Raw genomic sequence first — 25,124 nt, 5'->3', positions numbered from 1 at the left:
CGAGGTTTGGAGACGGGATAAGCCATGACCAAGCGTAATCAGGCGCGCGAAGAAGATCGGGTGCAGGACCTGCGCCCGCGCCCGGTCAGGCTGACCAGCGACATGAGTCTGCCGAAGCTGTCGGCGGTCGAGATTGGCAGCTACGTCGTGATGCTGTTCGGCATGTGGGCGGTCATCGAACTGAAGCTGCTCGGCGCGCTGCTCGCCGGGCTGCTGGTGTTTCAGCTCGTGCAAATGATCGCGCCGCGCATCGAGCGCCACATGTCGAGCAGGCGGGCACGCTGGCTCGCGGTGGTGCTCCTGTCGACGGTGATCGTCGGCGCGCTGACGGGGCTCACGCTCGGCATCATCTCGCATTTCGAGAACGACGTGCCCAGCGTGCAGACGCTGCTCGATCAGGCCATGCAACTGATCGACCAGGCGCGCGGCAGGATTCCGCAGTTCGTCGCGAACTATCTGCCGGTCGACACCGAACAGATGAAGACTAAGGCCGCGGAACTGATGCACACGCACGCGAACATGCTGCAGCAAGGCGGCACGACCGCCGCGCGCGCGTTCACTCACGTGCTGATCGGCATGATCATCGGCGCGATCATCGCGGTCGGCGCGCAGAAGCATATGCAGCGGCTGCCGCTGTCCACGGCGTTTGTCACGCGCGTCACGCGTTTTGCCGAAGCGTTTCGCCGCATCGTGTTCGCGCAGGTGAAGATTTCCGCGCTCAACGCGGTATTCACGGCGATATTCCTGCTCGTGATCCTGCCGACCTTCCACGACCGGCTGCCGCTGTCGAAGACGCTCGTGCTCGTCACGTTCATCGTGGGTCTGCTGCCGGTGATCGGCAATCTGATCTCGAACACGATCATCGTCGCGGTCGCGCTGTCGGTCAGTTTTCCGGCGGCGATCATGTCGCTCGTGTTCCTGATCCTGATTCACAAGCTCGAGTACTTCCTGAACGCGCGGATCGTCGGCGGGCAAATCGAGGCGCGCGCGTGGGAACTGCTGATCGCGATGCTGGTGATGGAAGCCGCGTTCGGCATCGCCGGGGTCATTGCGGCGCCGATTTTTTATGCGTACATCAAGCGTGAGCTGATTTATTTGCGGTTGGTGTGAGCGAGGCTGGGTTGGGCTTCAAAGTCAGCGCTCACTAGCGCTCATCGGCATGCACGCCCTGCAGTCCACACAGGCGACGGAAGCGAAAGCGGCACTTCGGCGCCGCTTTTTTTTATGCTTCTCGCGACGCGGCACCGTCGTCGGCTGCTGACAGGAAAGGAAACTTGCAGCCGAACGCGCCAGCCCCTAAGATGCGAACAATTCCTATTTACGCTCAGTCCGCATCGTGACGTTTCAGCTGATTTCCCGCCCGCGATTCCGCCTGGCTCGCGCATGAGACGCCAGCTTGTCCGCCTGCACCGCTGGTTCGGCGTCGCGACTGCACTGTTTCTGTTCGTCGCGGGACTGACCGGTGCGATCATCGCGTGGGACCACGAGCTGGATGCCGCGCTGAATCCGTCGTTCTACCTGGCTCGCACGGCTGGGCCGACGCTGCCCGGCCTCGAACTGGCGAATCGCGTCGAAGCCGCCGATCCGCGTCTTCGGGTGACCTATTTACCGCTCGAGGTCGAACCGGGTCACGCGCTGCAAATGATGGTGCTGCCGCGCACAGACCCGGCGACGAAGCAGCCCTATCCGCTCGATTTCAACCAGATCGCCGTTGATCCCGTCACCGGCAAGATCCAGGGACGCCGCGAATGGGGCGCCGTGTCGCTCGCGCGGCTCAACCTGATTCCGTTCATCTACAAGCTGCACTACACGCTGCAGCTGCCGTTCACCGGCGGCGTTGACATCGGCACGTGGTTGATGGGGATCGTCGGCATCGTGTGGCTGTTCGATAGCGTGATTGCACTGTGCCTGTCGTTTCCGAGCCTAAAGGCCTGGCGCAAGTCGTTCGCGTTCCGCCTAAAACGCGGCGGCTATGCGCTGACGTTCGATCTGCACCGCTCCGGAGGCGTATGGATCTGGGGCCTGCTGGCAATCGTCGCGCTGACGTCGATTTCGATGAATCTGTCGTCGCAGGTGGTGCGGCCGATCGTGTCACGACTGTCGACATTGACGCCCGATCCATTCAGCAACCCCGAAATCCTTCGCGCACCGCAACCGGGCGATCAGATGCTGAGCCGCGAGCGCATCGTCGAACTCGCCGGGCAAGCCGGCAAGGAAATGCATGTCGCCGCGCCACCGGGCGGGCTCTACTACGCCGAATTCATGCATGCGTATGGCGTCGGCTTCTACACGGCCGGCGACGACCACGGCGCCGCCGGCCTCGGCAACCCGTGGATGTATTGGGACGCCGCCACCGGCCAGCGGCTCGCCACGCGGATTCCCGGTCAGGGCACGTCCGGCGATATCTTCCTGCAGATGCAGTATCCGCTGCACTCGGGGCGCATTCTCGGACTCGGCGGGCGGATTCTGATCAGCGCGGTGGGGGTAGCGGTGGCCGTGCTGAGCGTCACGGGCCTGCTGATCTGGCTGAAGAAGCTGAGCGCGCGCCGCCGTTCCGCGCAAAACGCGAATCTCGGGAAAAGCACGGGCGGCGCGGCAGCGCGTTCGTAACGCAAGCGGGGAAAGGACCGCGCCGGCCTCGACCGGCGCGGTGTTAGCGGTGCAATTTTTAGCGGAACACCACCGTCTTGCTGCCGTTCAGCACGACACGATGCTCGACGTGCCACTTCACGGCACGCGCGAGCGTCACGCACTCGACGTCGCGACCGATCGCCGTCAGTTGTTCCGGTGTCATGCTGTGGTCCACACGCTCGACTTCCTGCTCGATGATCGGACCTTCGTCGAGATCGGTCGTCACATAGTGAGCCGTCGCGCCGATCAGCTTCACGCCGCGGTCGAACGCCTGGTAGTACGGCTTCGCACCCTTGAAGCTCGGCAGGAACGAGTGATGGATGTTGATCGCGCGTCCGGCGAGCGCCTCGCACAGGTTCGGCGACAGAATCTGCATGTAGCGCGCGAGCACCACGAGATCAGCCTGATGCTCGCTGATCACTTCGAGCACGCGCGCTTCCTGCGCGTTTTTCGCTTCGGGCGTGCCGCCGAGCAGCGGGAAGTGATGGAACGGGATGTCGTAACTCGCGGCGAGCTGGTAGAACTCCTTGTGGTTCGAGATGATCGCCGGGATGTCGATGTTCAGCTGACCGGTACGGTAGCGAAACAGCAGATCGTTCAGGCAGTGGCCGATCTTCGACACCATGATCACGACGCGGGGCTTCACGTTCGCGTCGTGCAGCTCCCAGCTCATGCCGAACTGCTCGGCGAGTGCCACGAACGACGCGCGCAGCGCGTCGAGCCCCGGATCGCCGCCCACCTGCTGAAAATGCACGCGCATGAAGAACTCGCCGGTGCGGCTGTCGCCGAACTGCGCGGAGTCGAGAATATTGCTGCCGCGCTCGAACAGAAAGCCCGACACGGCGTGAACGATGCCGGGCCGGTCGGCGCACGACAGTTTGAGGATAAAGCTGTGATCGGTCGACATGACCTCGGTGACTCCCTTCTTCAATGCGTGGTTTGTTTCAGTGGTACTGGCTGCGGGGCGGGCCCGACCGATGAGCCTCGGTTAGCCCAGCGGCGGCGGCGCGAACAGCGCGTCGATGCCCTCGCACGCGTCCTCGTCGATCCAGCGGCGGCGCAGCAGGCAATCGAGCGTCGCGAGGCTGGCGTCGACGGTTAGCGCGCCTTCCTCGATCCAGCGTGCGACTTCGTCGACGCGCGCGAGCCGGTGTTCGCCCACTTCGCCGTCCTGGTTGCGCGGCGCGAAGTCGGCGGGCAGCGCGAGGTCGTAGATGAAGATCTGCTCGGCCTGGGTGCCTTCCGGCAGCGATTGCAGCACGTGCGCGGTGCGGCCCGCGACCGCGCCCGCCGCGATCTCCGCTGGAATGCCCGCTTCTTCCCAGCACTCCTTGACGATCGTTTCGGCGATACCGAAGCCCCAGCCGATCCCGCCCGCGACGACATTGTCGAGCATGCCGGGGTCGGTGGCCTTCGTGTCGCTGCGGCGCGCGATCCACAATTGCGGCGCTCCGCCAAAGGGCGCTCCGCCAAAGGGCGCTCCGCCTTCCGCATATTCTACGACGCCGTTCAGATGCACCGCGTAGGTCATCGTGCCGAAGAAGCGCGACGCCGCGCGCTCGATGTACGCGAGCGGCGGCGCGTCGAACGCATTTCGGATCGCGTAGGTTTCGTTGCGCCAGCCGGGGATGCGGCCATCGGCGGCGAGCGCGCCGATCACGGAAGCGAGCGCCGCGCTGCGCAGATGGACGCTATCGAAGGTGGCGGAGAGCGTCACGCCGTCGTTCGCGATCTCGAACACGTCGGGCCAGCGCGCGAGCAGCGGCACGTCGCGCTCGCGAATCCAGCCGACCTGTACGGCGCCGATCAGAAACGGCCGATGCGCGTTCGCGTCGAAGCGGCGCGCGGCGGTGATGCAAGGCAAAGTCATCGAAAACTCCAAACTGTCCGACGTCGTGGCGAACCTGGCAAAGCGGAAGCGGACGGGTTGCGTGACGCGCGTCAGTCGCGCAGTGCGACGCGAATCCCGATCGCGATAAACGTCGCGCCGGCCACGCGATCGAGCCACAGGCCGACACGCGGCCGCCGTCTGAGCCAGCTGCCGATGATCCCCGCGCACACGCCGAACAGCGAAAACACCACGACGGTCTGCAGCATGAACAGCGCGCCGAGCTCGAGCATCTGCACGGTCACGCTCTGCGCGCCGCCGGGCTGCACGAACTGCGGCAGAAACACGACGAAGAACAGCGTGACTTTCGGATTCATCAGATTGCCGAGCACGCTCTGGCGAAACACTGCCGAAAGCGGCTGCGGCGCACGCTCGTGCGCGGTCGCGAGCCCCTGGCTGCGCAGCGCCTTGATACCGATCCACACCAGATACGCGGCGCCGGCGAGCTTGATCGCTTCGAACGCGAGCGGCGACGAACGCAGCAGCGCGGCGACGCCGAGCGCCGCGAGCGTCGTATGAAACGTGATGCCGGCGGCAAAGCCGAGCGCGGCGACGAGGCCGGCCGCGCGGCCCTGCGAGATGCCGCGCGCGAGCACCTGTAGATTGTCCGGGCCGGGCGCCACGGTGATCGCAATCGAAGTGGCGAGAAACAGCAGGAAATTGGGCATCGTGGTGGCCTTCTGGGTTGGGCGGCTGGTGAGCCCTGGCGGTGAGCCATGTCGTTGAACCCGGTTGGGCCTTGTGCGGCCAACGGAGCCTGTGCGACTTTAACTGCTGGTACGGCGAGAAACCCGACCGTCACGGCGCACGCCGTAACGGCCTCCGGGTTCAGTGACCGTCGAAACTCGTCACTGTATAGAGCGCAAGACCGCCCTCGCACAGCAGCTTCGAACCGCCCAGGTCCGGCAGATCGACGATCGCCGCACCTTCCACGACGACCGCGCCGAGCCGCTCGAGCAGCAGCTTGCCGGCCATCATCGTGCCGCCGGTCGCGATCAGGTCGTCGATGATCACGACGCGATCGCCCGGCTCGCACGCATCCTCGTGAATCTCGACAGTCGCGGTGCCGTATTCCAGTTCATACGATTGCGAGATCCGCTTGTACGGCAGCTTGCCCGCCTTGCGAATCGGGATGAAGCCGATACTCAGCTCGTGCGCGACGATCGGCCCGATGATGAAGCCGCGCGCATCGAGCCCGGCGATGTAATCGAGCTTCGCATCGATATAGCGCTGCACGAACAGGTCGATCAGCACGCGCAGCGACTTCGGCTCGCGCAAGAGCGGCGTGATGTCGCGGAACTGCACGCCCGGCTGCGGCCAGTCGGGCACCGTGCGAATGTGACTTCTGATGTAGTCGGCCGCATCGAGCGGCGCGCTCGCGAGCGCGTTGGACATGATGTCTCCGGATGGACCTCGACAGGTCCGGTGAAAAGCTTGAATCAGTGGCCGCCCGCCAGAACGGGCCAGGTTCACGGGTTCAGGCCGCGGCGGCGCGGCGATGCTTCGACAGCCGCTCCTCGGCCTGCGCCAGTTGCTCGGGCAGACCGCGCAGCACCACGATGTCGCTCGCGCGCAATTTCGTCGACGGGTCCGGTTCGACGCCGCGGATGCCGTGCCGGCGGATCGCGGTCACTTCGATACCGAGTTCGTACAGGCCCACCTCGGCGAGCGTACGGCCGACCGCGTCGGCGCTCTCGTCGACCGGCACCGATTGTAGCCGCACCTGCTCGTGGCCGTCGTCGTCGTCGATGTCGTCGGCGCCGTGGAAATAGCCGCGCAACAGCGAGTAGCGTTCGTCGCGCATCTCCTCGACGCGCCGCACCACGCGCCGCATCGGCACGCCCATCACGACGAGCGTGTGCGACGCGAGCATCAGGCTGCCCTCGACGATCTCCGGAATCACCTCGGTCGCCCCGGCGGCGAGCAGTTTCTCCAGATCGGCGTCGTCGACGGTACGCACGATGACCGGCAGCGTCGGCTCCATCTCGTGAATGTTGTGCAGCACGCGCATTGCCGACGGCGTGTTCGCGTAGGTGATCGCGATCGCGCCCGCGCGATGCAGGCCCGCGGCCAGCAGCGACTCGCGCCGCCCCGCGTCGCCGAACACGACCGATTCACCGGCCGCCGCGGCCGCCGCGACGCGGTCGGGATCGAGGTCGAGCGCGACATACGAGAGCCCTTCATGCTCGAGCATGCGCGCGAGGTTCTGTCCGGCGCGCCCATAGCCGCAGATGATCACGTGGCCGCTCTGCTTCAGGCTCTGCGTCGCGATGCGTGTCATCTGCAACGACTGCATCATCCATTCGGTCGACGACAGCCGCAGCACGACGCGGTCCGCGTTCTGGATCATGAACGGCGCGGCGAGCATCGACAGCAGCATCGCGGCGAGAATCGTCTGCAACAGCGTCGCGTCGACCAGATGCCGGTCGAGGATCAGGTTCAGCAGCACGAAGCCGAACTCGCCCGCCTGCGCGAGACCGATGCCGGTGCGCATCGCGACGCCCGGCGTCGCGCCGAAAAGCCGCGCGAGGCCGGTAATCATGACCATCTTCAGCAGCACCGGGCCGACGAAAAACGCCAGCACGACGAGGGGATGCTCCCAGATCACGCGCGGATTGAGCAGCATGCCGGTAGTCACGAAGAAGAGCCCGAGCAGCACGTCGCGAAACGGCTTGATGTCCTCTTCCACCTGATGCCGGTACGGCGTCTCGGCGATCAGCATGCCGGCAATGAACGCGCCGAGCGCGAGCGACAGCCCGAATTTGTCGGTGATGAACGCGGCGCCAAGCGTCACCAGCAGCAGATTGAGGATGAACAGCTCCTGCGAGCGGCGCCGCGCGACCACGTTGAACCAGCGCGTCATGAAGCGCTGGCCGACGATCAGCAGCAGCGCGAGGGCCACGACGATCTTGATCGCCGCGATGCCGAGCGCGCTGGCCAGATTCTCCGAGCGGCCGCCGAGCGCCGAAATGATGATCAACAGCGGCACCACCGCGAGATCCTGGAACAGCAGCACGCCGAAGATATTCCGGCCGTGCTCGGTTTCGATCTCGAGCCGCTCCGCCAGCATCTTGCTGACGATCGCGGTCGACGACATCGCCAGCGCGCCGCCCAGCGCGACGCACGCCTGCCAGGTGATATGCACCCAGCGCTCCAGCACGAAGCCGAGCGACACCGCCACCGCGACCGTGCCGATCACCTGCAGCAAGCCGAGTCCGAACACGAGCCGGCGCATCGTGCGCAACTTGGCCAGCGAAAACTCCAGCCCGATCGAGAACATCAGGAACACGACGCCGAATTCCGCGAGGTTCTGCGCGCCCGCCGAATCGGGAATCAGCCCGAACGCATGCGGCCCGACGACGATGCCGACCGTCAGATAGCCGAGCATCGGCGGCAGATTCAGGAAACGAAAGATCACCACGCCCGCCACCGATGCCAGCAGCAGAAACAGCGTCATTTCGAGCGGGGAAATCATCGGCAAAAACGCATGGGTGAAGCGTCCTCGTTCGTCAGCGGAACCGCGCACGAGAACGCCGTGCGACATAATGGATTGGGCCGGAAAAAAGCTGCTAAAGAGCTGCAAAGCAGCTGCAAATGAGACTATCGACAGGCCGACGAAGACAGCGGCCCGGCACAGCAGGCCCGGCGCGGCGAACAGGCGCCTTTGCTATACTCCGCGCATGATAGCGAAAATCAATGGCGACAGGGCACTCACGCTTGCTCGCGACGTACTCGACATCGAAGCGGACGCCGTGCGCGCGCTTCGCGACCAGCTCGACGGCAGTTTTGTCGGCGCGGTCGATTTCATCCTGGGTTGCCGTGGGCGCGTGGTCGTCTCCGGCATCGGCAAATCAGGCCACATAGCCCGCAAGCTGGCGGCCACGCTGGCAAGCACCGGCACACCCGCGTTCTTCGTGCATCCGGCGGAAGCCAGTCACGGCGACCTCGGCATGGTCACCGCCGACGACGTCTTCCTCGCGCTGTCCAATTCTGGCGAAACCGAAGAGTTGATGGCGATCCTGCCGCTCATCAAGCGGATCGGCGCGAAGCTGATCGCGATGACGGGCCGCCCCGCCTCCAGCCTCGCGCAACTCGCGGACGTGCATCTGAATTCCGGCGTCGCGAAGGAAGCCTGTCCGATGAATCTCGCGCCCACCGCCAGCACCACCGCCGCGCTCGCGCTCGGCGACGCGCTCGCGGTCGCGGTGCTCGACGCGCGCGGCTTCGGCCGCGACGACTTCGCGCGCTCGCATCCGGGCGGCGCGCTCGGTCGACGCCTGCTTACCTATGTGCGCGACGTAATGCGCACCGGCGACCAGTTGCCGCAGGTCACACCCGAGGCGACCGTCAGCGATGCCCTCTTCCAGCTGACCGCGAAACGCATGGGCATGACCTCGGTCGTCGACCACGAAGGCCGTGTGACGGGCATCTTCACGGATGGCGACCTGCGCCGCGTGCTCGAACGCGACGGCGATTTTCGCCAGTTGCCGATCGGTTCGGTGATGACCGCGAGCCCGCGCACGATCGGGCCGGATCAACTCGCGGTCGAAGCCGTGGAACTGATGGAGCGCTATCGCATCAATCAGATGCTGGTCGTCGACGAATCGGGCAAGCTAATCGGCGCGCTCAACATGCACGACCTGTTTTCGAAGAAGGTGATCTGATGGCAGTTGCTCCCCCTACCGCTACCGAACGCGCAAGCCGCGTGAAGCTGATGATTTTCGACGTCGACGGCGTACTGACCGACGGCGGCCTGCTGTTCACGGCGGAAGGCGACACGATGAAAGGCTTCAACTCGATGGACGGCCACGGCATGAAGCTGCTGCGCCAGGCCGGCATCGAAACGGCCATCATCACCGGGCGCCAGTCCGGCATCGTGGCGGCGCGGGTGAAAGAATTGAACATCACGCACGTCTACCAGGGCGTGCAGGACAAGCCGCAGGCGTTCGCCGACCTGCTGCGGCAAACCGGCCTCACCGCCGAGGAATGCGGCTACATGGGCGACGACTGGGTAGATCTCGCGGTAATGCTGCGCGTCGGCTTCGCGGCTGCGCCGGCCAATTCGCATCCCGAAGTGATCGCGCGTGCACATTGGGTCAGCGAGGCGCGCGGCGGCCACGGCGCGGCACGCGAAGTGGTCGATACGCTGCTGCGCGCGCAGCACAAATATGAAGCACTGCTTGCGGCGGCGTGCAGCGGCGAGCAACGGGGCCTCGTGGGATGAACCAGTTTCGCCTGACTTCGCTGATCCCGCTCATCGCGATGGCGGCGCTCGCCGGCATCACGTGGTGGCTGCTGCAAGCCACGTTGCCGCGCAAGACCGACAACGAGGTGCACCCGAAAGAGCACACGCCGGACTACTTCGCGGACAACTTCTCGGTGTCCGAGCTCGACCAGTCGGGCGCGACGCAGTACCGGCTGACCGCGCAGTCGCTGATCCATTACGAGGACGACGAAATGAGCGACCTCGTCAAACCAGCGATGCGCGCGTTCCAGCCCGGCAAGCCGATCGTCACCGCGACCGGCGATACCGGCACGGTCAACGCGGATGCGTCGATCGTCAATCTGTACCAGAACGCCCGCATCCTGCGTGCGCCCGGCGGTGGCGATCCGCAGATGCAGGCCGATTCCGAGCATTTCAGGGTCCTCGTCAACGACGATGTGATCGAGACTGAAAAGCCAGTTAAACTTCAGCGCGGCATGTCGGTGATGACTGCCAGCGGCATGAAATACAACAATGTCACCCGGTTTATGCAATTGTTCGGCAATGTAAGAGGCGCAATCGCCGCGTCCGATTCCGGCCACTAAGCCAACGCATACCGGGTAATCCATTCCAGGCGTGACTGCATGAACGAATCGCTCCCCCGTTTTGATACCGGCCGTTCGCGCGCGCTGTCCGCGTGCCGCGCCGCACTCGCTGCGCTCGTCGTCGCGTTGCCGCTTGTCGGCTTCGCGCCGCTCGCGCACGCGGACCGCGCCGACAAGGACAAGCCGCTGAACATCGAAGCTGACAACATGACTTACGACGACCTGCGGCAGGTCAGCATCTTTACCGGCCACGTGGTGGCGACCAAAGGGACGATCCTGATCAAGGCCGATCGCGTCGAAGTGTCGCAAGACCCGCAGGGCTACCAGTTCGCGACCGGCACCTCGAGCGGCAACAATCTGTCGTATTTCCGCCAGAAGCGCGAAGGGCTCGATGAATACATCGAGGGTACGGCCATCCGTATCGATTACGACGGCAAGCAGGATCTGACCACGCTGACCACCAACGCGACGGTGCGCCGCCTGCAGAGCATGACGACGCTGCTCGACCAGGTGCACGGCAGCGTGATCACCTACGACGGCCAGAACGACTTCTACACCGCCAAGGCGGGCAAGGACGTCGCCGGTCCGGGCAACCCCACCGGCCGCGTGCGCGCGATGCTGTCGCCGCGCAATGCGGGCGCCGCGCCGCTGACCGGCGCGTCGGCCACGCTCACGCCGTCCAACTCCATTCAGGGAGCGCCGAACCAGTGAGCACCGTAAGCAGCACCATCACGCCGCTCCCCCATCGCAAGCCGGCCGGCACCAGCAGTTCGCTGGTCGTGCGTAATCTGAAGAAGCGCTATGGCTCGCGCACGGTCGTCAAGGACGTGTCGCTCGACGTGAAGAGCGGCGAAGTGGTCGGCCTGCTCGGCCCGAACGGTGCCGGCAAGACCACGTCGTTCTACATGATCGTCGGCCTCGTGCCGCTCGACGCCGGCGAAATCGATCTGGATGGCAAGTCGATCAGCCTTCTGCCCATTCACAAGCGCGCTTCGCTCGGCTTGTCGTATCTGCCGCAGGAAGCGTCGGTGTTCCGCAAGTTGACCGTCGAGCAGAATATTCGCGCGGTGCTGGAACTGCAGCATGACGAAAACGGCAAGCGCCTCGGCAAAGACGCGATCACGTCGCGCACCGAAGCGCTGCTCGACGAGCTTCAGATCGCGCATCTGCGTGAAAATCCGGCGCTGTCGCTGTCGGGCGGCGAGCGTCGTCGGGTTGAAATTGCGCGCGCGCTGGCAACCAATCCGAGCTTCATTCTGCTCGACGAACCGTTCGCCGGCGTCGACCCGATCGCGGTGCTGGAAATCCAGAAAATCGTCAAGTTTTTGAAGCAACGCAATATTGGCGTCCTGATTACCGACCACAACGTGCGCGAAACACTCGGTATCTGCGATCACGCGTACATTATCAGCGACGGCAGCGTGCTAGCCGCCGGCGCGCCTAGCGACATCATCGAAAACGAAAGCGTGCGGCGCGTCTATCTGGGCGAGCACTTCCGCATGTAAGCACACACGGCGTCCCCGGCCACGCGAGCGCGCGCGGCCGGCCGCGGCGCCAATTTTGCGGCACCGCACATTCGCTGTCAGACGGCGCAGGCTGGCGCCGGGCGGTGCGCCATTTCGGCGTACCCAAAAATTGCGTGTGCCGCAAGGTATCGCGGTCGTGGCAAACTCTCTACAATGAATCTCAACTTGCCATGAAAGCCAGCCTCCAACTCCGCCTATCGCAGCATCTTGCGCTGACGCCGCAACTGCAACAGTCCATCCGGCTGCTGCAGTTGTCGACGCTCGAATTGCAGCAGGAAGTCGCCATGGCGATCTCGCAGAATCCACTCCTCGAAAACGAAGACGAGTGGATTGCGAGCCCGTTGCGGGTTGCGGCCGATGGCTCCGTGATCGCCCAGACACCGGGCTCCTCGGCGCCGGCCGACCCGATGGCCGGAAACGGTTCGGCATCGTCCGAGGGCAGCGGCGAGCGAGCCGAAAGCGGCGAACCGCAGGGTGTCGATGAATACAACGGCCTTTCAGGCGACGGCGGCGGCGACACGTCACAGTGGAACCTCGACGACTACGGCCGCTCCGGCAACGCGTCGGACGACGACGACCTGCCCCCGCTGCAAATCCACGAATCGAGCACATCGCTTCGCGACCACCTGATGGCGCAACTACGTGTCACCCAGGCGAGCCAGCGCGACCGCGCGCTCATCACGTTCCTGATCGAATCGCTCGACGACGACGGCTATCTCGCCGCCACGCTCGAAGAAGTGCTGGCCGACCTGCCCGAAGAACTCGAAGTCGATGTCGACGAACTGAACGCCGCGCTTGCGCTGCTGCATAGCTTCGACCCGCCCGGCGTCGGCGCGCGGTCCGCGTCCGAATGTCTGAAGCTGCAGTTGCTGCGGCTCGAGCCATCGCCCACGCGCACGCTTGCGCTAGACATTGTCGGCCATTACCTGGAGTTGCTCGCCGCGCGCGATTTCACGCGGCTGCGCAAGCACCTGAAGGCCAGCGACGACGATCTGCGCGACGCGCATGTGCTGATCCGCTCGCTCGAACCATTTCCGGGCGCCGCCTACGGCAAGGCCGAAGCGGACTACGTTGTGCCTGACATCATGGTGCGCAAAACGGCACAGGGCTGGCAGGCGGAGCTGAATCCCGAGGTGGTGCCGAAGCTGCGGATTAACCATCTGTACGCGAATATTCTGCGCAATAACCGCGGCGATCCGGGCAGTGGTTCGTTGCGCCAGCAACTGCAGGAAGCACGCTGGCTGATCAAAAATATCCAGCAGCGTTTCGAGACGATCCTGCGAGTTGCGCAGGCAATTGTCGAGCGTCAGAAGAGCTTTTTCGTGCACGGCGAAATCGCCATGCGCCCCTTGGTTTTGCGGGAAATAGCTGATACGCTGGGCCTACACGAGTCGACTGTCTCGCGTGTGACAACCGGTAAATACATGCTTACCCCTTTCGGGACGCTGGAATTCAAGTACTTTTTCGGCTCGCACGTTTCGACGGACACCGGCGGCGCGGCCTCCTCCACGGCCATTCGCGCGCTGATCAAACAACTGATAGGAGCGGAAAACCCGAAATCGCCACTTTCAGACAGTCGCATAGCCGAACTGCTGGCGGAACAGGGCTTCGTGGTCGCACGTCGTACCGTTGCGAAATACCGTGAGGCGCTCAAAATCCCGGCAGTCAACCTGCGCAAGTCTCTGTAGCTCGCCGCGTTTTGCAGCGGGCATTTACCGGCCGCTCCGCACCTGACGGACAGGCCGGCCGCTGCGACCTGCCAGATGTCCGTCACCGGGGGGCGACACAGGCAAGCCGTCAGATCGACCGGACCTTTGTCATTGTGCGGACCAAGCGGCCATTAGCTTGGAGAAGCACTATGAATCTCAAGATCAGTGGACACCACCTCGAAGTAACGCCTGCGTTGCGCGAATACGTGATCACCAAACTGGATAGGGTGCTAAGACATTTCGATCAGGTCATCGACGGCAGTGTGGTCCTCTCGGTCGACAACCATAAGGAAAAGGAGAAGCGTCAAAAGGTGGAAATCAACCTCCACCTGAAGGGCAAGGATATTTTCGTCGAGAGTTGTGACAGTGATTTGTACGCTGCGATCGATCTGATGATCGACAAGCTCGACAGACAGGTGATACGCCACAAGGATCGTCTGCAAGGCCATCAGCACGAAGCGATCAAGTATCAGCCGGCGCCGCAGCTGGACGTGCCGCCGCAATAGGAGAAACTCGAGGGAATTGCTGATTTCTCTGGGACTCGTCAAGCCGCCCGCAACTGGGCGGTTTTTCGTTTCAGCGCCGGGCGCGCGCTCTGCGCCGGTGCGCCCTCGCCGAGGCTAAGCTCAATCATTCGCGCAGATGTTTGCGCAGCGCGACATATTCCGCGCCGCAAGCAGTGAAAAACCTGATATGCATAGATGGCGCGCCGCACCATCGGCTGTCACCCTGTTCTATAATGTTCCGGTTACCATCGGGGTCAAGCCAGTTCTGATGAAGTACGGCCGGTCGAAATCTCGCGCTTTCCCGATCGACTCTCACCGTCCGCCTTCGCCAGCATCGAACGAATGGAACGTCACTCAACCGCCCCGGTGGGGAGAACTCAGGCCACGTTTTCGCCTGTCAACATGAATCGTTTAGCCAAATTTCTTCCCCTCGAGAACGTCGTCATCGGACTATCGGTCACCAGCAAGAAACGCGTGTTCGAGCAAGCGGGCCTGATCTTCGAGAACCAGAACGGCATCGCCCGCAGTACCGTCACAGACAATCTTTTTGCGCGAGAACGACTCGGCTCGACCGGGCTCGGCGAAGGCGTCGCGATTCCGCACGGGCGGATCAAGGGCCTCAAGCAACCGCTCGCCGCATTCGTCAGACTCGCGGAATCCATCCCCTTCGAAGCGCCGGACGGCCAGCCGGTCTCGCTGCTGATCTTCCTGCTCGTCCCCGAGCAGGCCACTCAACAGCACCTCGAAATTCTTTCCGAGATCGCGCAATTGCTGTCCGATCGCGACGCCCGCGAGCGGCTGCACACTGAAGAAGACCGCGAATCGTTGCATCGCCTGCTTACTCAGTGGCAACCTTGAGGCAATGGCGGCGGTAGTACATACGCGCGCGCACACGCAGGTAAGGCCCGGCAAGCGGCTAACACTGGAGTCACTGACTCATGGATACGTCCAGCATCAACGCCCAGAGCATTTTCGACGACAACGCCGCCATGCTGAAGCTCAGCTGGCTCACGGGGCATGAAGGCTGGGAGCGCGGCTTCTCTTCGGAATCGGTCGCCAATGCCACGTCGAGCGCCGACCTCGTCGGCCACCTGAACCTGATCCACCCGAACCGGATCCAGGTGCTCGGCGATGCGGAAATCGACTACTACAAACGTCAGACCGATGAAGACCGCTCGCGCCACATGGCCGAACTGATCGCGCTGGAGCCACCGTTTCTCGTCGTCGCGGGCGGCGTCGCGGCGCCGCCTGAGCTAGTGCTGCGCTGCACGCGCTCGTCGACGCCGCTGTTCACGACGCCGACATCGGCGGCGGCGGTGATCGATAGTCTGCGTCTTTACATGTCGCGCATTCTCGCGCCGCGCGCGACGCTGCACGGCGTTTTTCTCGACATCCTCGGCATGGGTGTGCTGCTGACCGGCGACTCGGGTCTCGGCAAGAGCGAGCTCGGCCTCGAACTGATCAGCCGCGGCCATGGTCTCGTCGCCGACGACGCGGTCGACTTCGTGCGCCTCGGCCCCGACTTCGTCGAAGGACGCTGCCCGCCGCTGCTGCAGAACCTGCTGGAAGTGCGCGGCCTCGGTCTGCTCGACATCAAGACGATCTTCGGCGAAACGGCGGTGCGCCGCAAAATGAAACTGAAGCTGATCGTGCAACTGGTGCGCCGGCCCGATGGCGAATTCCAGCGACTGCCGCTGGAAAGCCAGACCGTCGACGTGCTCGGCCTGCCGATCAGCAAGGTGACGATCCAGGTGGCCGCGGGCCGCAACCTCGCGGTGCTGGTCGAAGCGGCCGTGCGCAATACGATCCTGCAGTTGCGCGGTATCGACACGCTGCGCGATTTCATGGATCGGCAACGTCTCGCCATGCAGGATCCCGATAGCCAGTTTCCCGGCAAGCTGATCTGAAGCCGACCACAGCGCCATGAAGCGCCCGCGGAAGGCAGGACGCGGGCGCGCGCATGGAGGCCAGATGCTATGATGAAATCTACGCTTTCGACGACTCCATGCGCATAATCCTGATCACCGGTATCTCCGGCTCCGGCAAATCGGTTGCCCTGAACGCGCTCGAAGACGCGGGTTATTACTGCGTCGACAATCTGCCGCCGCGTTTTCTGCAGCAACTCGCCACCTACCTCGCCGCTGACGGCCAGGACCGTCTCGCGGTCGCGATCGACGCGCGCTCCGGTTCGTCGCTCGACGAAATGCCCGCGATGATCCGCGACCTCAAGCGCTCGCACGACGTGCGCGTGCTGTTCCTGAGCGCGAGCACGCAGTCGCTGATTCAACGCTTTTCCGAAACGCGCCGCCGCCATCCGTTGTCCGGCTCGCCCGCGCACGACGCGGACGTTGGCCTGCTCACGTCGCTGGCCGAAGCGATCGAACGCGAGCGCGAACTGGTCGCGGGACTTGCCGAATTCGGCCATCAGATCGACACGAGCAATCTGCGCGCGAACGTGCTGCGCGCATGGGTCAAACGCTTCATCGAGCAAGAGGACGCGGGGCTCGTGCTGATGTTCGAGTCGTTCGGTTTCAAGCGCGGCGTACCGCTCGACGCGGATTTCGTATTCGACGTACGCACGCTGCCGAACCCATACTACGATCATGAATTGAGGCCGCTCACCGGGCTCGATAAACCGGTGATGGATTTTCTCGATGCGCAGCCGGTCGTCCACGAGATGATCGACGACATCGAAAAGTATCTGTCCAAGTGGCTGCCGCATTTCCGCGACGACAATCGCAGTTATCTGACCGTCGCAATCGGTTGCACGGGCGGCCAGCACCGCTCGGTATTCATCGCGGAGACGCTTGCCGCGCGTCTCGCGACATCGGCGAATGTGATCGTGCGGCACCGTGATGCGCCGGTCGACGTCGGCGAATCATCGAAGCTGGTGGCTTAACCGGCCGCATCGCGCGGCCTTAACCCGAAGCGTTGCGCCATGTCCTCTACGCCTACTGTGTACGCCGATTTGCCGCTGTTTCCGCTGCATACGGTGCTATTTCCCGATGGCTTGCTGCCGCTAAAAATCTTCGAAGCGCGCTACCTCGACATGGCGCGTGACTGCCTGCGCGAAAAAACACCGTTCGGCGTGTGCATGCTGAAAAGCGGTGCCGAAGTCGCGCGTGAGGAAGAACCTTCGGTGCCCGAAACGATCGGCTGTCTCGCCGAAATCGACGAGTGCGACGTCGAGGCATTCGGCATGTTGCTGATTCGCGCACGCGGCACGAAGCGCTTTCGTCTGTTGTCGCATCGCGTCGAAGCGAGCGGTCTGCTGGTCGGCATGGCCGAGCCGCTCGCCGACGACCTGCCGCTCGAAGGCAACGAGCTATTGGCCAAATTCGGCGCGTGCGCGGAAGTGCTCGAACGGATCATCGCGACGATCCGCGAACGCGATCCGGACAGCCTGCCGTTTGCGGAACCGTTCCGGCTCGACGATCCGTCGTGGGTGTCCAACCGTCTCGCCGAGGTGCTGCCAATCGCGTTGCGCGCGCGGCAAAAGCTGATGGAACTGACCGATGCCGGCGCGCGCATCGACGTCGTGCATCACTACATGCAGCAGCATCAGTTGCTGTGAAATCCTGAAGTCGTCCTTCCGCTAGAGTAACGAACCATGCAGGCTGGCGAGCAGCTTGCGCACCGGGGCCGGCACGCCGAACGAATCCAGATCGCTGAGCGCAACCCAGGCGGTGTCCGCGTCGTTGAGCGCGGCCAGGGCGCCGACACCGCGATCGAGTTCGGCAAGCCGCGGTTCGATGTCGAGCTTGAAATGCGTGAACACGTGGGAGAACGACGCAAGCGCCGACACTTCACCGTCGCTGCCGAACGCGCGTGCCCGCTCGACGAGCTTCGCTTCGTCGGCGGCTTCGGGCAGACTCCACAGACCGCCCCAGATGCCCGACGGCGGACGCCGCTCGAGCATCACCGCGTTGCCGTCGCGCAGCACCAGCATCCACGTGCGGCGCGTCGGCACCGCTTTCTTCGGGCGCGCGGTCGGCAATTCGCGCTGACGTCCGGTGACGTTGGCGACGCAGTCCGGCGCGAACGGACAGCGCGTGCAGTCGGGTTTGCCGCGCACGCACAAGGTCGCGCCGAGATCCATCAAGCCCTGCGTGTAGGCGCTGACCTCCGCCTTCGACGCATTCGACGGCAATAGTGATTCCGCGAGCGTCCACATTGCGTTCTCGACTTTCTTCTCGCCCGGAAAACCTTCGACGCCGAACACGCGCGCGAGCACGCGCTTTACGTTGCCATCGAGAATCGTCGCGCGCGCACCGAACGCGAACGACGCGATCGCCGCGGCCGTCGAGCGGCCAATGCCGGGCAACTCGGCGAGTTCATCAACCGACGCGGGAAACGCGCCGCCATGCTGCTCGACGACGACCTGCGCGCAGCGATGCAGATTGCGTGCGCGCGTGTAGTAGCCGAGGCCTGCCCACATTGCCATCACGTCATCGGACGGCGCCGCGCCGAGCGCGGCGACATCCGGGAAACGCGCGAGGAATTTCGCGTAGTACGGAATCACCGTCGAGACCTGGGTCTGCTGCAGCATGATTTCGGACAGCCAGATTCGATACGGGTCCCGCGTGTTCTGCCACGGCAGATCGTGGCGGCCATGCTGACGCTGCCATGCGATCAGGCGCGCGGAAAAATCGGATATCGGCGTGAATGCGGGCGTGGTGTCGGACGCGCTGGAGCGCGTGGCGATCGTTGGAGTCAGGCGGGAAGGCATCGAGAATCTAGCGCTGGCAAGTGGGACAGAAGTACGTGGAGCGTTGTCCCTGCACGATCTGTTTGATTGGCGTTGCACACACACGGCATGGCAGGCCCGCGCGATCATAGACGAAGTAGTCGAGCTGGAAATAGCCGCTTTCGCCGTTGCTGCCGACGAAATCGCGCAGCGTGCTGCCACCCTTGTCGATCGCGGCGGCGAGCGTCACGCGCACGGCATCGGCCAGCAGTTCATAACGCACGAGCGACACGCGGCCGGCCGCGGTGGTCGGCCGTATGCCTGCGCGAAAGAGACTTTCCGACGCGTAGATGTTGCCCACGCCGACCACGATGTCGCCTGCCAGCAAAGCCTGCTTCACCGACACCTTGCGCCCGCGCGTCAGCCGATGCATCAGTGCGCCCGAAAACGCCGGCGAGAAAGGCTCGACGCCAAGGCTCGCGAGCAGCGGATGCTCGAGGATGTCGCCTTCCTCGCGCGGATGCCACAGCACCGCGCCGAAGCGGCGCGGATCACGGTAGCGCAGGATGAAGTCGTCGAAGATCCAGTCGACATGATCGTGCTTCGCGGCGGCAGGCGGATGCGGCACATGACGCAGAACGCGCAACGTGCCCGTCATGCCGAGGTGCACGATGAACCACCCTGCGTCGATTTCGAACAGCAGATACTTGCCGCGTCGCTCGACTTTGCGCACCACATGGCCACGCAAGGTTTTCGCAAGGTCGGCCGGAATCGGCCAGCGCAGCGCGGCCGTCCGCACGTCGACGCGCTCAACCTTGCGCCCGGACACATACGGTTCGATCCCTCGTCGGGTAACCTCGACTTCTGGCAACTCTGGCATGGCTGATTGGTCTGCTACTTGCGTGAGTGGTTGTGCGCGTATTGTAGCGAGCGCGTTACAATCGACTGAAACATTGAACGGATTTCCATGAACGTGTCCTTCGTGAAGCTGCTTTCAAAGCGCCGCGCGCGCGTGTCCAACGTGCCGCTCGCCGTGTCCGCTCGCCGGATGCTTGGTGCGGGTGCGCTCGCATTGTGGGCGCTCGCCGCCGTGCCCGCGCATGCGCAGGACCCGTCGCCAGATTCCGACGACACGTCGGTCACGATGCCGGACCCGCTGGGTCCGTCAACCCCTCAAGACGAAAAGTCTTTGCCCGGGGTGCCTCTATCGAGCCAGATCGTCTTCCAGGTGCTGGCCGCCGAGATCGCGCTGCAGCGTGATCAGCCAGCACCGGCCTATCAGACTTATCTCGCGCTCGCGCGCGACACGCACGACCCGCGCATGGCGCAACGCGCCACCGAGATCGCGCTGGCCGCGCAGAGCCCATCGGACGCTCTCGCCGCCGCGCAATTGTGGCAACAGTACGCGCCCGGTTCGGAACGCGCCGCGCAACTCGACGCGTCGCTGCTCGTGCTGTCCGGCAAGCCCGACGACGCGTCGCCGATCCTGTCGCAGGAACTCGCGAAGGTACCTGAGGAAAATCGCGGCAGCGCAATCCTCGCGCTGCAATTGCTGTTGTCGCGCGGCCCGAACCGCGTCGGTGGCCTGCACGTGTTGCAGGACCTGCTGAAGAACGACATGAACCGACCGGAAGCGCAACTGGCCGTCGCACGCCAGCAGCTGCTGGCCGACGACGCGCCGGGTGCGCGCAAGTCGCTCGAGCAGGCGCTCACGATCAAGCCCGACTATCTGCCCGCGGCGTTGGTGCTGTCGCAGATGGGCCCAGAGGAGCGCAAGGAAGGCATCGCGTCGCTCGAAAAGTACGTGCAGCAGAATCCGAAATCGCATGACGCGCGGCTCGCGCTCGCGCAGATGTATCTCGCGAGCGACCGTCTCGACGACGCGCAGAAGCAGTTCGAGATCATGCGCAAGGCAAACGCCAACGACCTGACGCCGTTGATGGCGCTCGCGCTGATCAAGATCCAGCAGAAGAAACTCCCCGAAGCGCAGACCTATCTGATTCAATACGCGCAGCAGGCCGAGAAGACGCCGGGCGCCGATGCGGGCCAGGCCTACATCTATCTCGCGCAGCTAGCGCTCGAACAGAAGAATGAGGCAGCCGCGAGCGACTGGCTGAACAAGATCTCGCCGGCGAGTCAGCAATACCTGGCCGCGCAGATCACGCGCGCGCAACTGCTCGCGAAGCAGGGCAAGACCGAGGAGGCGCGCCAGTTGCTCGCCAACTTGCAGACCTCGGATCCGCGTGACGTGGCGCTGATCGCGCGCACCGATGCAGCGGTCCTGTTCGACGCGAAGCGCTACCCGGAGGCCGAAGCGCGTCTGCAGCAAGCCACGGCGAACTTTCCCGACGACCCCGACCTCACCTACGACTACGCGATGGCCGCCGAGAAGACCGGCCATTACGACGTCATGGAAGCGCAGTTGCGCAAGCTGATCCAGACGCAGCCGGACAATCCGCAGGCGTATAACGCGCTCGGCTATTCGCTCGCCGATCGCAACCAGCGCCTGCCGGAGGCGGACATGCTGGTCGAGAAGGCCTCGGCCCTTGCACCGAACGATGCGTTCATCATGGACAGCGTCGGCTGGGTCAAGTACCGGATGGGTAACACGGCCGATGCGATCAAGCTGCTGCGCAAGGCATACAGCCTCCAGCCGAACGCCGAGATCGGCGCGCACCTCGGCGAGGTGCTGTGGAAGGCCGGCGAACAGGAACAGGCGCGCGCCGCGTTCCGCGAGGCGCGCAAGCTCGAACCCAACAACGAGACTCTCGTCAAAACGTTGCAACGTCTTCAGGTAAACGATCTTTGATGCGTCTTTCCCGTTTGATTTCTTTTTCCATGGCGCCGCGCGGCATCGCGCTTGGTTGCGCGGCGGCAGCGGTTGTCGCGTTGGGCGGCTGCGCATCGGTGAAGCCGCAGGGGCCGTCCACGTCGAACGCCGCGACCGAAGTTACCGCGCAAACCAGCCGCTCGTATCAGGGCCGCTTCGCGATCCAGTACAACGATCAGAACGGCCAGCAGCGCAACGCCTACGGCAATTTCTCGTGGCAGGAAACCGGCGACACTGTCACGCTGCAATTGCGCAATCCGCTCGGCCAGACCCTGGCCATCGTGACCTCGTCACCGGCTTCGGCGACGCTCGAGTTGCCGAACCGCCAGCCGCTCACCGCTGATAATGTGTCGACGCTGATGCAAAACGCGCTCGGCTTCACGCTGCCGGTCGAAGGGTTACGCTACTGGCTGCAGCCGTCGCCGGCGCCGACCTCGCGCGCGCAGACCGAGAAGGATCCGGAGCAACCGTCGCGCCTGAAGCAGATCACCCAGGATGGCTGGACGATCGACTATGTCGCCTATGCCGATGCGCCGGCCACCGGCGTGAAGCGCGTCAATCTGAGTCGCTCGGAGCCGCCGCTCGACATCAAGCTCGTGCTGGATCAGTGAGTCGTCGTTGCTGCTGTTTGTCCCGGCATCCGCTCACGTAACCTTGCCACCCGTTTGGCGCCACCGTGGCGCATGTAGCCTTCACTCATGATCGAAACAACCGATTCGCTGCGCGACTGTCTCGCGCCAGCGAAACTCAATCTCTTCCTGCACATCACCGGCCGTCGGCCGGATGGTTATCACACGCTGCAAACGGTCTTCCAGTTGCTCGACTGGGGCGACACGCTGCACTTCACGCGACGCGATGACGGCCTCATCACGCGCCGCACCGAAATCGCCGACGTGCCGCCCGAGCACGACCTGACCGTACGGGCCGCGACATTGCTGAAGTCGCATATGGGCTCTCGCGAAGGTGTCGATATCGAAATCGACAAGCGCCTGCCGATGGGCGCGGGCCTCGGCGGCGGCAGTTCCGACGCCGCGACGACGCTCCTCGCGCTCAATCGCCTGTGGAAGCTCGATCTGCCGCGTCAGGAGTTGCAGGATCTTGCGTTGAAGCTCGGCGCGGACGTGCCTTTCTTTGTATTTGGAAAAAATGCGTTTGCAGAGGGTGTCGGAGAATCATTAGACGTTGTACAATTGCCGCCGCGTCACTTTCTGGTAGTGACGCCGAGGGTGCAGGTTCCAACTGCAGCGATTTTTTCCGAAAAAGCGTTGACAAGAGATACAAAGCCCCTCATAATTACGGACTTTCCTGCAGAACATAGCTGCAACACTGAATGGCCGGAAAGCTTCGGCCGGAATGACATGCAGCAGGTTGTAGTAGGAAAGTACGCGGAAGTAGCGCAAGTGTTGCGGTGGTTTGAGAGCATCGCACCAGCGCGGATGTCCGGATCGGGTGCCAGTGTTTTTGCAGCGTTCCGTAGCAAAGCTGAAGCAGAAGCGGCGCAAGCCAAGCTGCCCGGCGAATGGAGCAGCGCAGTAGCCGCGGGCTTGGATCAGCATCCACTCTTTGCTTTCGCGTCATAAGTTTTGCATCGTCGAACGAAACTCCACGTTCGGCGGAGCTCAAAGTTAGTGTAGGGGAGTCGCCAAGCTGGTTAAGGCACCGGATTTTGATTCCGGCATGCAAAGGTTCGAATCCTTTCTCCCCTGCCAAAAATTCTCGTAGTTCGCTGTAGTTCGCCGCAGTAATTCACATTCTCCCGCCCCAGCCTGAAGTAGGTGCATGATGAGCAGCCATGACGGCCTGATGGTTTTTACTGGCAACGCAAATCCCGCGCTTGCACAGGAAGTCGTCAAAAACCTCGGTATTCCCCTCGGCAAAGCAATGGTTAGCCGTTTCTCGGACGGTGAAATCCAGGTCGAGATTCAGGAAAATGTGCGCGGCAAGGATGTCTTCGTCCTGCAATCCACGTGCGCGCCGACTAACGACAATCTGATGGAACTGATGATCATGGTCGATGCGCTCAAGCGCGCATCCGCTGGCCGGATCACCGCAGCCATCCCTTACTTCGGTTATGCCCGTCAGGATCGTCGCCCGCGTTCGGCGCGTGTCGCCATCTCGGCGAAGGTCGTGGCGAACATGCTGGAAATCGCCGGCGTCGAGCGGATCATCACGATGGATCTGCACGCCGACCAGATTCAAGGCTTCTTCGACATCCCGGTCGACAACATCTACGCAACGCCCGTGCTGCTCGGCGATCTGCGCAAGCAGAACTACGACAACCTGATGGTTGTTTCGCCGGACGTCGGCGGTGTGGTCCGCGCCCGTGCATTGGCGAAGCAACTCAATTGCGACCTCGCGATCATCGACAAGCGTCGTCCGAAGGCGAACGTAGCCGAAGTGATGAACATCATCGGTGAAGTCGAAGGCCGCACCTGCGTGATCATGGACGACATGGTCGACACTGCAGGCACGCTGTGCAAGGCCGCGCAAGTTCTGAAGGAACGCGGCGCGAAGCAGGTATTCGCGTACGCCACCCACCCGGTTCTGTCGGGCGGCGCGGGCGAGCGTATCGCCGCCTCCGCACTCGACGAACTCGTAGTCACGGACACGATCCCGCTCGGCGAAGAAGCCCGTTCGTGTGCGAAGATCCGTTCGCTGACGAGCGCCGGTTTGCTGGCCGAAACGTTCTCGCGCATCCGCCGCGGCGATTCGGTGATGTCGCTGTTCGCTGAAAGTTAAGCATTTGCGAAGACGCCGCGTACCGCTTGATGCGACACGCGGCGTTTTTGCACAATCGGCATGAACGAACGAAGGTTCTTGCCGCGATCCCGGGCCTCAGCCATTACGGCTTCGAGGCCCTGTTTTTACTGCCTGGTCGCGGGCAGTGCATTGGAGATTCAACATGAAAGTAGTCGCTTTCGAGCGTTCCCAGCAAGGTACGGGTGCGAGCCGCCGCCTGCGTAACTCGGGCAAGACCCCGGGTATCGTTTATGGCGCTGGTGCTGACACGCAACTGATCGAACTCGATCACAACGCCCTGTGGCACGCGCTGAAGAAGGAAGTATTCCACTCGTCGATCCTCGATCTGGAAGTGGCAGGCAAGTCGCAACAGGTTCTGCTGCGCGACGTGCAATACCACCCGTTCCGTCAGCTCGTGCTGCACGTGGACTTCCAGCGCGTCGACGCGTCGAAGAAGCTGCACACCAAGGTGCCGCTGCACTTCCTGAACCAGGAAACCAACCCGGCAGTGAAGCTGTCGAGCGCGGTGATCTCGCACGTCATCAACGAAATCGAAATCGAGTGCCTGCCGTCGGCACTCCCGGAATTCATCGAAGTTGACCTCGCGAAGATCGAAGCTGGTCAATCGGTTCACGCGAAGGACATCCCGCTGCCGGCAGGTGTGGCGCTCGTCGCCCACGTCGACGCGGAAAACCCGGTGGTCGCTGCTGCAACGATCCCGGCTGGCGCAATCGCTGAAGACGCTGCTGCTGCTGAAGGCGGCGAAACGTCGGCTGCTTAAGAGCCTTTCGGTTCGAAGC

25 protein-coding genes and 1 tRNA gene are annotated in these 25,124 nt (G+C 63.5%); 19 read left to right on the top strand and 7 right to left on the bottom strand.

Features of this window, described 5'->3' with window-relative positions; genetic code table 11:
• Positions 1–24 precede the first annotated feature (24 nt).
• Both AB3X95_RS23300 and AB3X95_RS23295 read left to right on the top strand, forming a co-directional pair.
• Positions 25–1,110 carry an AI-2E family transporter gene (locus AB3X95_RS23300; RefSeq protein WP_176125054.1) on the top strand — a complete coding sequence of 362 codons (1,086 nt, stop codon included), beginning with the start codon at positions 25–27 and terminating at the stop codon, positions 1,108–1,110.
• Positions 1,111–1,383: 273 nt separating this feature from the next.
• Positions 1,384–2,610, top strand: coding sequence for a PepSY-associated TM helix domain-containing protein (locus AB3X95_RS23295; RefSeq protein ID WP_368622665.1), 1,227 nt, complete (start codon positions 1,384–1,386; stop codon positions 2,608–2,610).
• 58 nt (positions 2,611–2,668) lie between these two features.
• Here AB3X95_RS23295 and purU read toward each other — a convergent pair whose 3' ends face one another.
• The 5 genes from purU to AB3X95_RS23270 all read right to left on the bottom strand — a co-directional run bounded on the left by purU (position 2,669) and on the right by AB3X95_RS23270 (position 7,994).
• Positions 2,669–3,538: a formyltetrahydrofolate deformylase gene (gene purU / locus AB3X95_RS23290; protein WP_176125056.1), complete on the bottom strand. Its 870-nt coding sequence runs from the start codon at positions 3,536–3,538 to the stop codon at positions 2,669–2,671.
• A gap of 81 nt (positions 3,539–3,619) precedes the next feature.
• The gene (locus AB3X95_RS23285) at positions 3,620–4,501 is read right to left on the bottom strand and encodes a DUF4743 domain-containing protein (RefSeq protein ID WP_368622664.1); all 882 of its coding nucleotides are present in this window, start codon (positions 4,499–4,501) and stop codon (positions 3,620–3,622) included.
• A 71-nt stretch (positions 4,502–4,572) separates the two neighbouring features.
• The gene (locus AB3X95_RS23280; RefSeq protein WP_176109611.1) at positions 4,573–5,187 is read right to left on the bottom strand and encodes a LysE family translocator; all 615 of its coding nucleotides are present in this window, start codon (positions 5,185–5,187) and stop codon (positions 4,573–4,575) included.
• Between the two features lie 160 nt (positions 5,188–5,347).
• Positions 5,348–5,914 carry an adenine phosphoribosyltransferase gene (locus tag AB3X95_RS23275; protein ID WP_176125059.1) on the bottom strand — a complete coding sequence of 189 codons (567 nt, stop codon included), beginning with the start codon at positions 5,912–5,914 and terminating at the stop codon, positions 5,348–5,350.
• Between the two features lie 82 nt (positions 5,915–5,996).
• Positions 5,997–7,994 carry a cation:proton antiporter gene (locus AB3X95_RS23270; RefSeq protein ID WP_184226285.1) on the bottom strand — a complete coding sequence of 666 codons (1,998 nt, stop codon included), beginning with the start codon at positions 7,992–7,994 and terminating at the stop codon, positions 5,997–5,999.
• Between the two features lie 205 nt (positions 7,995–8,199).
• On the opposite strand from AB3X95_RS23270, the gene kdsD reads away from it, so the two are divergent.
• The 11 genes from kdsD to AB3X95_RS23215 all read left to right on the top strand — a co-directional run bounded on the left by kdsD (position 8,200) and on the right by AB3X95_RS23215 (position 17,642).
• Entirely contained in the window at positions 8,200–9,183 is a 984-nt protein-coding gene (gene kdsD / locus AB3X95_RS23265; RefSeq protein WP_176368418.1) for an arabinose 5-phosphate isomerase KdsD, read from the top strand.
• Positions 9,183–9,743 carry an HAD family hydrolase gene (locus tag AB3X95_RS23260; RefSeq protein ID WP_176109614.1) on the top strand — a complete coding sequence of 187 codons (561 nt, stop codon included), beginning with the start codon at positions 9,183–9,185 and terminating at the stop codon, positions 9,741–9,743. The genes kdsD and AB3X95_RS23260 overlap by 1 nt, the downstream gene beginning before the upstream one ends.
• The gene (lptC, locus tag AB3X95_RS23255; protein ID WP_368622663.1) at positions 9,740–10,327 is read left to right on the top strand and encodes an LPS export ABC transporter periplasmic protein LptC; all 588 of its coding nucleotides are present in this window, start codon (positions 9,740–9,742) and stop codon (positions 10,325–10,327) included. Before AB3X95_RS23260 ends, lptC begins: the two co-directional genes overlap by 4 nt.
• Before the next feature lie 39 nt (positions 10,328–10,366).
• On the top strand, positions 10,367–11,038 hold the full coding sequence (lptA, locus tag AB3X95_RS23250; RefSeq protein WP_176109615.1) for a lipopolysaccharide transport periplasmic protein LptA: 672 nt from the start codon (positions 10,367–10,369) through the stop codon (positions 11,036–11,038).
• Between the two features lie 17 nt (positions 11,039–11,055).
• Positions 11,056–11,832, top strand: a complete 777-nt coding sequence (gene lptB, locus AB3X95_RS23245; RefSeq protein ID WP_176110652.1) for an LPS export ABC transporter ATP-binding protein — start codon at positions 11,056–11,058, stop codon at positions 11,830–11,832.
• Between the two features lie 191 nt (positions 11,833–12,023).
• Positions 12,024–13,541, top strand: coding sequence for an RNA polymerase factor sigma-54 (locus AB3X95_RS23240; protein ID WP_176110653.1), 1,518 nt, complete (start codon positions 12,024–12,026; stop codon positions 13,539–13,541).
• 170 nt (positions 13,542–13,711) lie between these two features.
• A complete protein-coding gene (raiA, locus tag AB3X95_RS23235) occupies positions 13,712–14,068 on the top strand; it encodes a ribosome-associated translation inhibitor RaiA (protein ID WP_008921708.1) in 357 nt (118 codons plus the stop codon).
• A gap of 342 nt (positions 14,069–14,410) precedes the next feature.
• Positions 14,411–14,926 carry a PTS sugar transporter subunit IIA gene (locus AB3X95_RS23230; protein WP_368622662.1) on the top strand — a complete coding sequence of 172 codons (516 nt, stop codon included), beginning with the start codon at positions 14,411–14,413 and terminating at the stop codon, positions 14,924–14,926.
• Positions 14,927–15,006: 80 nt separating this feature from the next.
• On the top strand, positions 15,007–15,975 hold the full coding sequence (gene hprK, locus AB3X95_RS23225; protein ID WP_008921706.1) for an HPr(Ser) kinase/phosphatase: 969 nt from the start codon (positions 15,007–15,009) through the stop codon (positions 15,973–15,975).
• A 98-nt stretch (positions 15,976–16,073) separates the two neighbouring features.
• A complete protein-coding gene (gene rapZ / locus AB3X95_RS23220) occupies positions 16,074–16,967 on the top strand; it encodes an RNase adapter RapZ (protein WP_041734268.1) in 894 nt (297 codons plus the stop codon).
• Positions 16,968–17,006: 39 nt separating this feature from the next.
• Complete coding sequence (locus tag AB3X95_RS23215; RefSeq protein ID WP_013088324.1) at positions 17,007–17,642, top strand: LON peptidase substrate-binding domain-containing protein; 636 nt, start codon at positions 17,007–17,009, stop codon at positions 17,640–17,642.
• Between the two features lie 21 nt (positions 17,643–17,663).
• Here the strand turns inward: AB3X95_RS23215 and mutY are convergent, their stop codons facing one another.
• Positions 17,664–18,797: an A/G-specific adenine glycosylase gene (gene mutY, locus AB3X95_RS23210; RefSeq protein WP_368622661.1), complete on the bottom strand. Its 1,134-nt coding sequence runs from the start codon at positions 18,795–18,797 to the stop codon at positions 17,664–17,666.
• Between the two features lie 7 nt (positions 18,798–18,804).
• Positions 18,805–19,635: a bifunctional DNA-formamidopyrimidine glycosylase/DNA-(apurinic or apyrimidinic site) lyase gene (gene mutM / locus AB3X95_RS23205; protein ID WP_176109617.1), complete on the bottom strand. Its 831-nt coding sequence runs from the start codon at positions 19,633–19,635 to the stop codon at positions 18,805–18,807.
• An 87-nt stretch (positions 19,636–19,722) separates the two neighbouring features.
• Between mutM and AB3X95_RS23200 the strand changes: the two genes are divergently transcribed.
• From AB3X95_RS23200 to AB3X95_RS23175, 6 genes are all read left to right on the top strand, one after another.
• Entirely contained in the window at positions 19,723–21,564 is a 1,842-nt protein-coding gene (locus AB3X95_RS23200) for a tetratricopeptide repeat protein (RefSeq protein WP_176382476.1), read from the top strand.
• Entirely contained in the window at positions 21,564–22,196 is a 633-nt protein-coding gene (lolB, locus tag AB3X95_RS23195; protein WP_368622660.1) for a lipoprotein insertase outer membrane protein LolB, read from the top strand. The genes AB3X95_RS23200 and lolB overlap by 1 nt, the downstream gene beginning before the upstream one ends.
• 87 nt (positions 22,197–22,283) lie before the next feature.
• The gene (gene ispE, locus AB3X95_RS23190; protein ID WP_176368422.1) at positions 22,284–23,165 is read left to right on the top strand and encodes a 4-(cytidine 5'-diphospho)-2-C-methyl-D-erythritol kinase; all 882 of its coding nucleotides are present in this window, start codon (positions 22,284–22,286) and stop codon (positions 23,163–23,165) included.
• A 52-nt stretch (positions 23,166–23,217) separates the two neighbouring features.
• Positions 23,218–23,294, top strand: a tRNA-Gln gene (locus AB3X95_RS23185).
• A 73-nt stretch (positions 23,295–23,367) separates the two neighbouring features.
• Positions 23,368–24,324 (top strand): ribose-phosphate pyrophosphokinase, encoded by a 957-nt coding sequence (locus tag AB3X95_RS23180; RefSeq protein WP_008921698.1) that lies wholly within the window; start codon positions 23,368–23,370, stop codon positions 24,322–24,324.
• 163 nt (positions 24,325–24,487) lie between these two features.
• Complete coding sequence (locus AB3X95_RS23175) at positions 24,488–25,105, top strand: 50S ribosomal protein L25/general stress protein Ctc (protein ID WP_368622659.1); 618 nt, start codon at positions 24,488–24,490, stop codon at positions 25,103–25,105.
• Positions 25,106–25,124: the final 19 nt, after the last annotated feature.

Origin of the sequence: Paraburkholderia sp. BR13444 (genome assembly GCF_040948755.1) — a bacterium.
Classification (GTDB): Bacteria; Pseudomonadota; Gammaproteobacteria; order Burkholderiales; family Burkholderiaceae; genus Paraburkholderia; species Paraburkholderia youngii.
Note: the sequence above shows the minus strand (reverse complement) of the source record. Positions and strands in the feature narration are given on the sequence as shown.

Bases quoted from the DNA above. Each gene is read 5' to 3' on its own strand.
- AB3X95_RS23240 (WP_176110653.1), top strand. From the start codon at position 12,024: ATGAAAGCCAGCCTCCAACTCCGCCTATCGCAGCATCTTGCGCTGACG.
- AB3X95_RS23270 (WP_184226285.1), bottom strand. From the start codon at position 7,994: ATGATTTCCCCGCTCGAAATGACGCTGTTTCTGCTGCTGGCATCGGTG.
- kdsD (WP_176368418.1), top strand. From the start codon at position 8,200: ATGATAGCGAAAATCAATGGCGACAGGGCACTCACGCTTGCTCGCGAC.
- purU (WP_176125056.1), bottom strand. From the start codon at position 3,538: ATGTCGACCGATCACAGCTTTATCCTCAAACTGTCGTGCGCCGACCGG.
- mutM (WP_176109617.1), bottom strand. From the start codon at position 19,635: ATGCCAGAGTTGCCAGAAGTCGAGGTTACCCGACGAGGGATCGAACCG.
- AB3X95_RS23230 (WP_368622662.1), top strand. From the start codon at position 14,411: ATGGAACGTCACTCAACCGCCCCGGTGGGGAGAACTCAGGCCACGTTT.
- raiA (WP_008921708.1), top strand. From the start codon at position 13,712: ATGAATCTCAAGATCAGTGGACACCACCTCGAAGTAACGCCTGCGTTG.
- AB3X95_RS23275 (WP_176125059.1), bottom strand. From the start codon at position 5,914: ATGTCCAACGCGCTCGCGAGCGCGCCGCTCGATGCGGCCGACTACATC.
- AB3X95_RS23280 (WP_176109611.1), bottom strand. From the start codon at position 5,187: ATGCCCAATTTCCTGCTGTTTCTCGCCACTTCGATTGCGATCACCGTG.
- AB3X95_RS23260 (WP_176109614.1), top strand. From the start codon at position 9,183: ATGGCAGTTGCTCCCCCTACCGCTACCGAACGCGCAAGCCGCGTGAAG.
- AB3X95_RS23180 (WP_008921698.1), top strand. From the start codon at position 23,368: ATGAGCAGCCATGACGGCCTGATGGTTTTTACTGGCAACGCAAATCCC.
- AB3X95_RS23200 (WP_176382476.1), top strand. From the start codon at position 19,723: ATGAACGTGTCCTTCGTGAAGCTGCTTTCAAAGCGCCGCGCGCGCGTG.
- lptA (WP_176109615.1), top strand. From the start codon at position 10,367: ATGAACGAATCGCTCCCCCGTTTTGATACCGGCCGTTCGCGCGCGCTG.
- rapZ (WP_041734268.1), top strand. From the start codon at position 16,074: ATGCGCATAATCCTGATCACCGGTATCTCCGGCTCCGGCAAATCGGTT.
- ispE (WP_176368422.1), top strand. From the start codon at position 22,284: ATGATCGAAACAACCGATTCGCTGCGCGACTGTCTCGCGCCAGCGAAA.
- hprK (WP_008921706.1), top strand. From the start codon at position 15,007: ATGGATACGTCCAGCATCAACGCCCAGAGCATTTTCGACGACAACGCC.
- lolB (WP_368622660.1), top strand. From the start codon at position 21,564: ATGCGTCTTTCCCGTTTGATTTCTTTTTCCATGGCGCCGCGCGGCATC.
- AB3X95_RS23215 (WP_013088324.1), top strand. From the start codon at position 17,007: ATGTCCTCTACGCCTACTGTGTACGCCGATTTGCCGCTGTTTCCGCTG.
- mutY (WP_368622661.1), bottom strand. From the start codon at position 18,797: ATGCCTTCCCGCCTGACTCCAACGATCGCCACGCGCTCCAGCGCGTCC.
- AB3X95_RS23175 (WP_368622659.1), top strand. From the start codon at position 24,488: ATGAAAGTAGTCGCTTTCGAGCGTTCCCAGCAAGGTACGGGTGCGAGC.
- lptC (WP_368622663.1), top strand. From the start codon at position 9,740: ATGAACCAGTTTCGCCTGACTTCGCTGATCCCGCTCATCGCGATGGCG.
- AB3X95_RS23295 (WP_368622665.1), top strand. From the start codon at position 1,384: ATGAGACGCCAGCTTGTCCGCCTGCACCGCTGGTTCGGCGTCGCGACT.
- AB3X95_RS23300 (WP_176125054.1), top strand. From the start codon at position 25: ATGACCAAGCGTAATCAGGCGCGCGAAGAAGATCGGGTGCAGGACCTG.
- AB3X95_RS23285 (WP_368622664.1), bottom strand. From the start codon at position 4,501: ATGACTTTGCCTTGCATCACCGCCGCGCGCCGCTTCGACGCGAACGCG.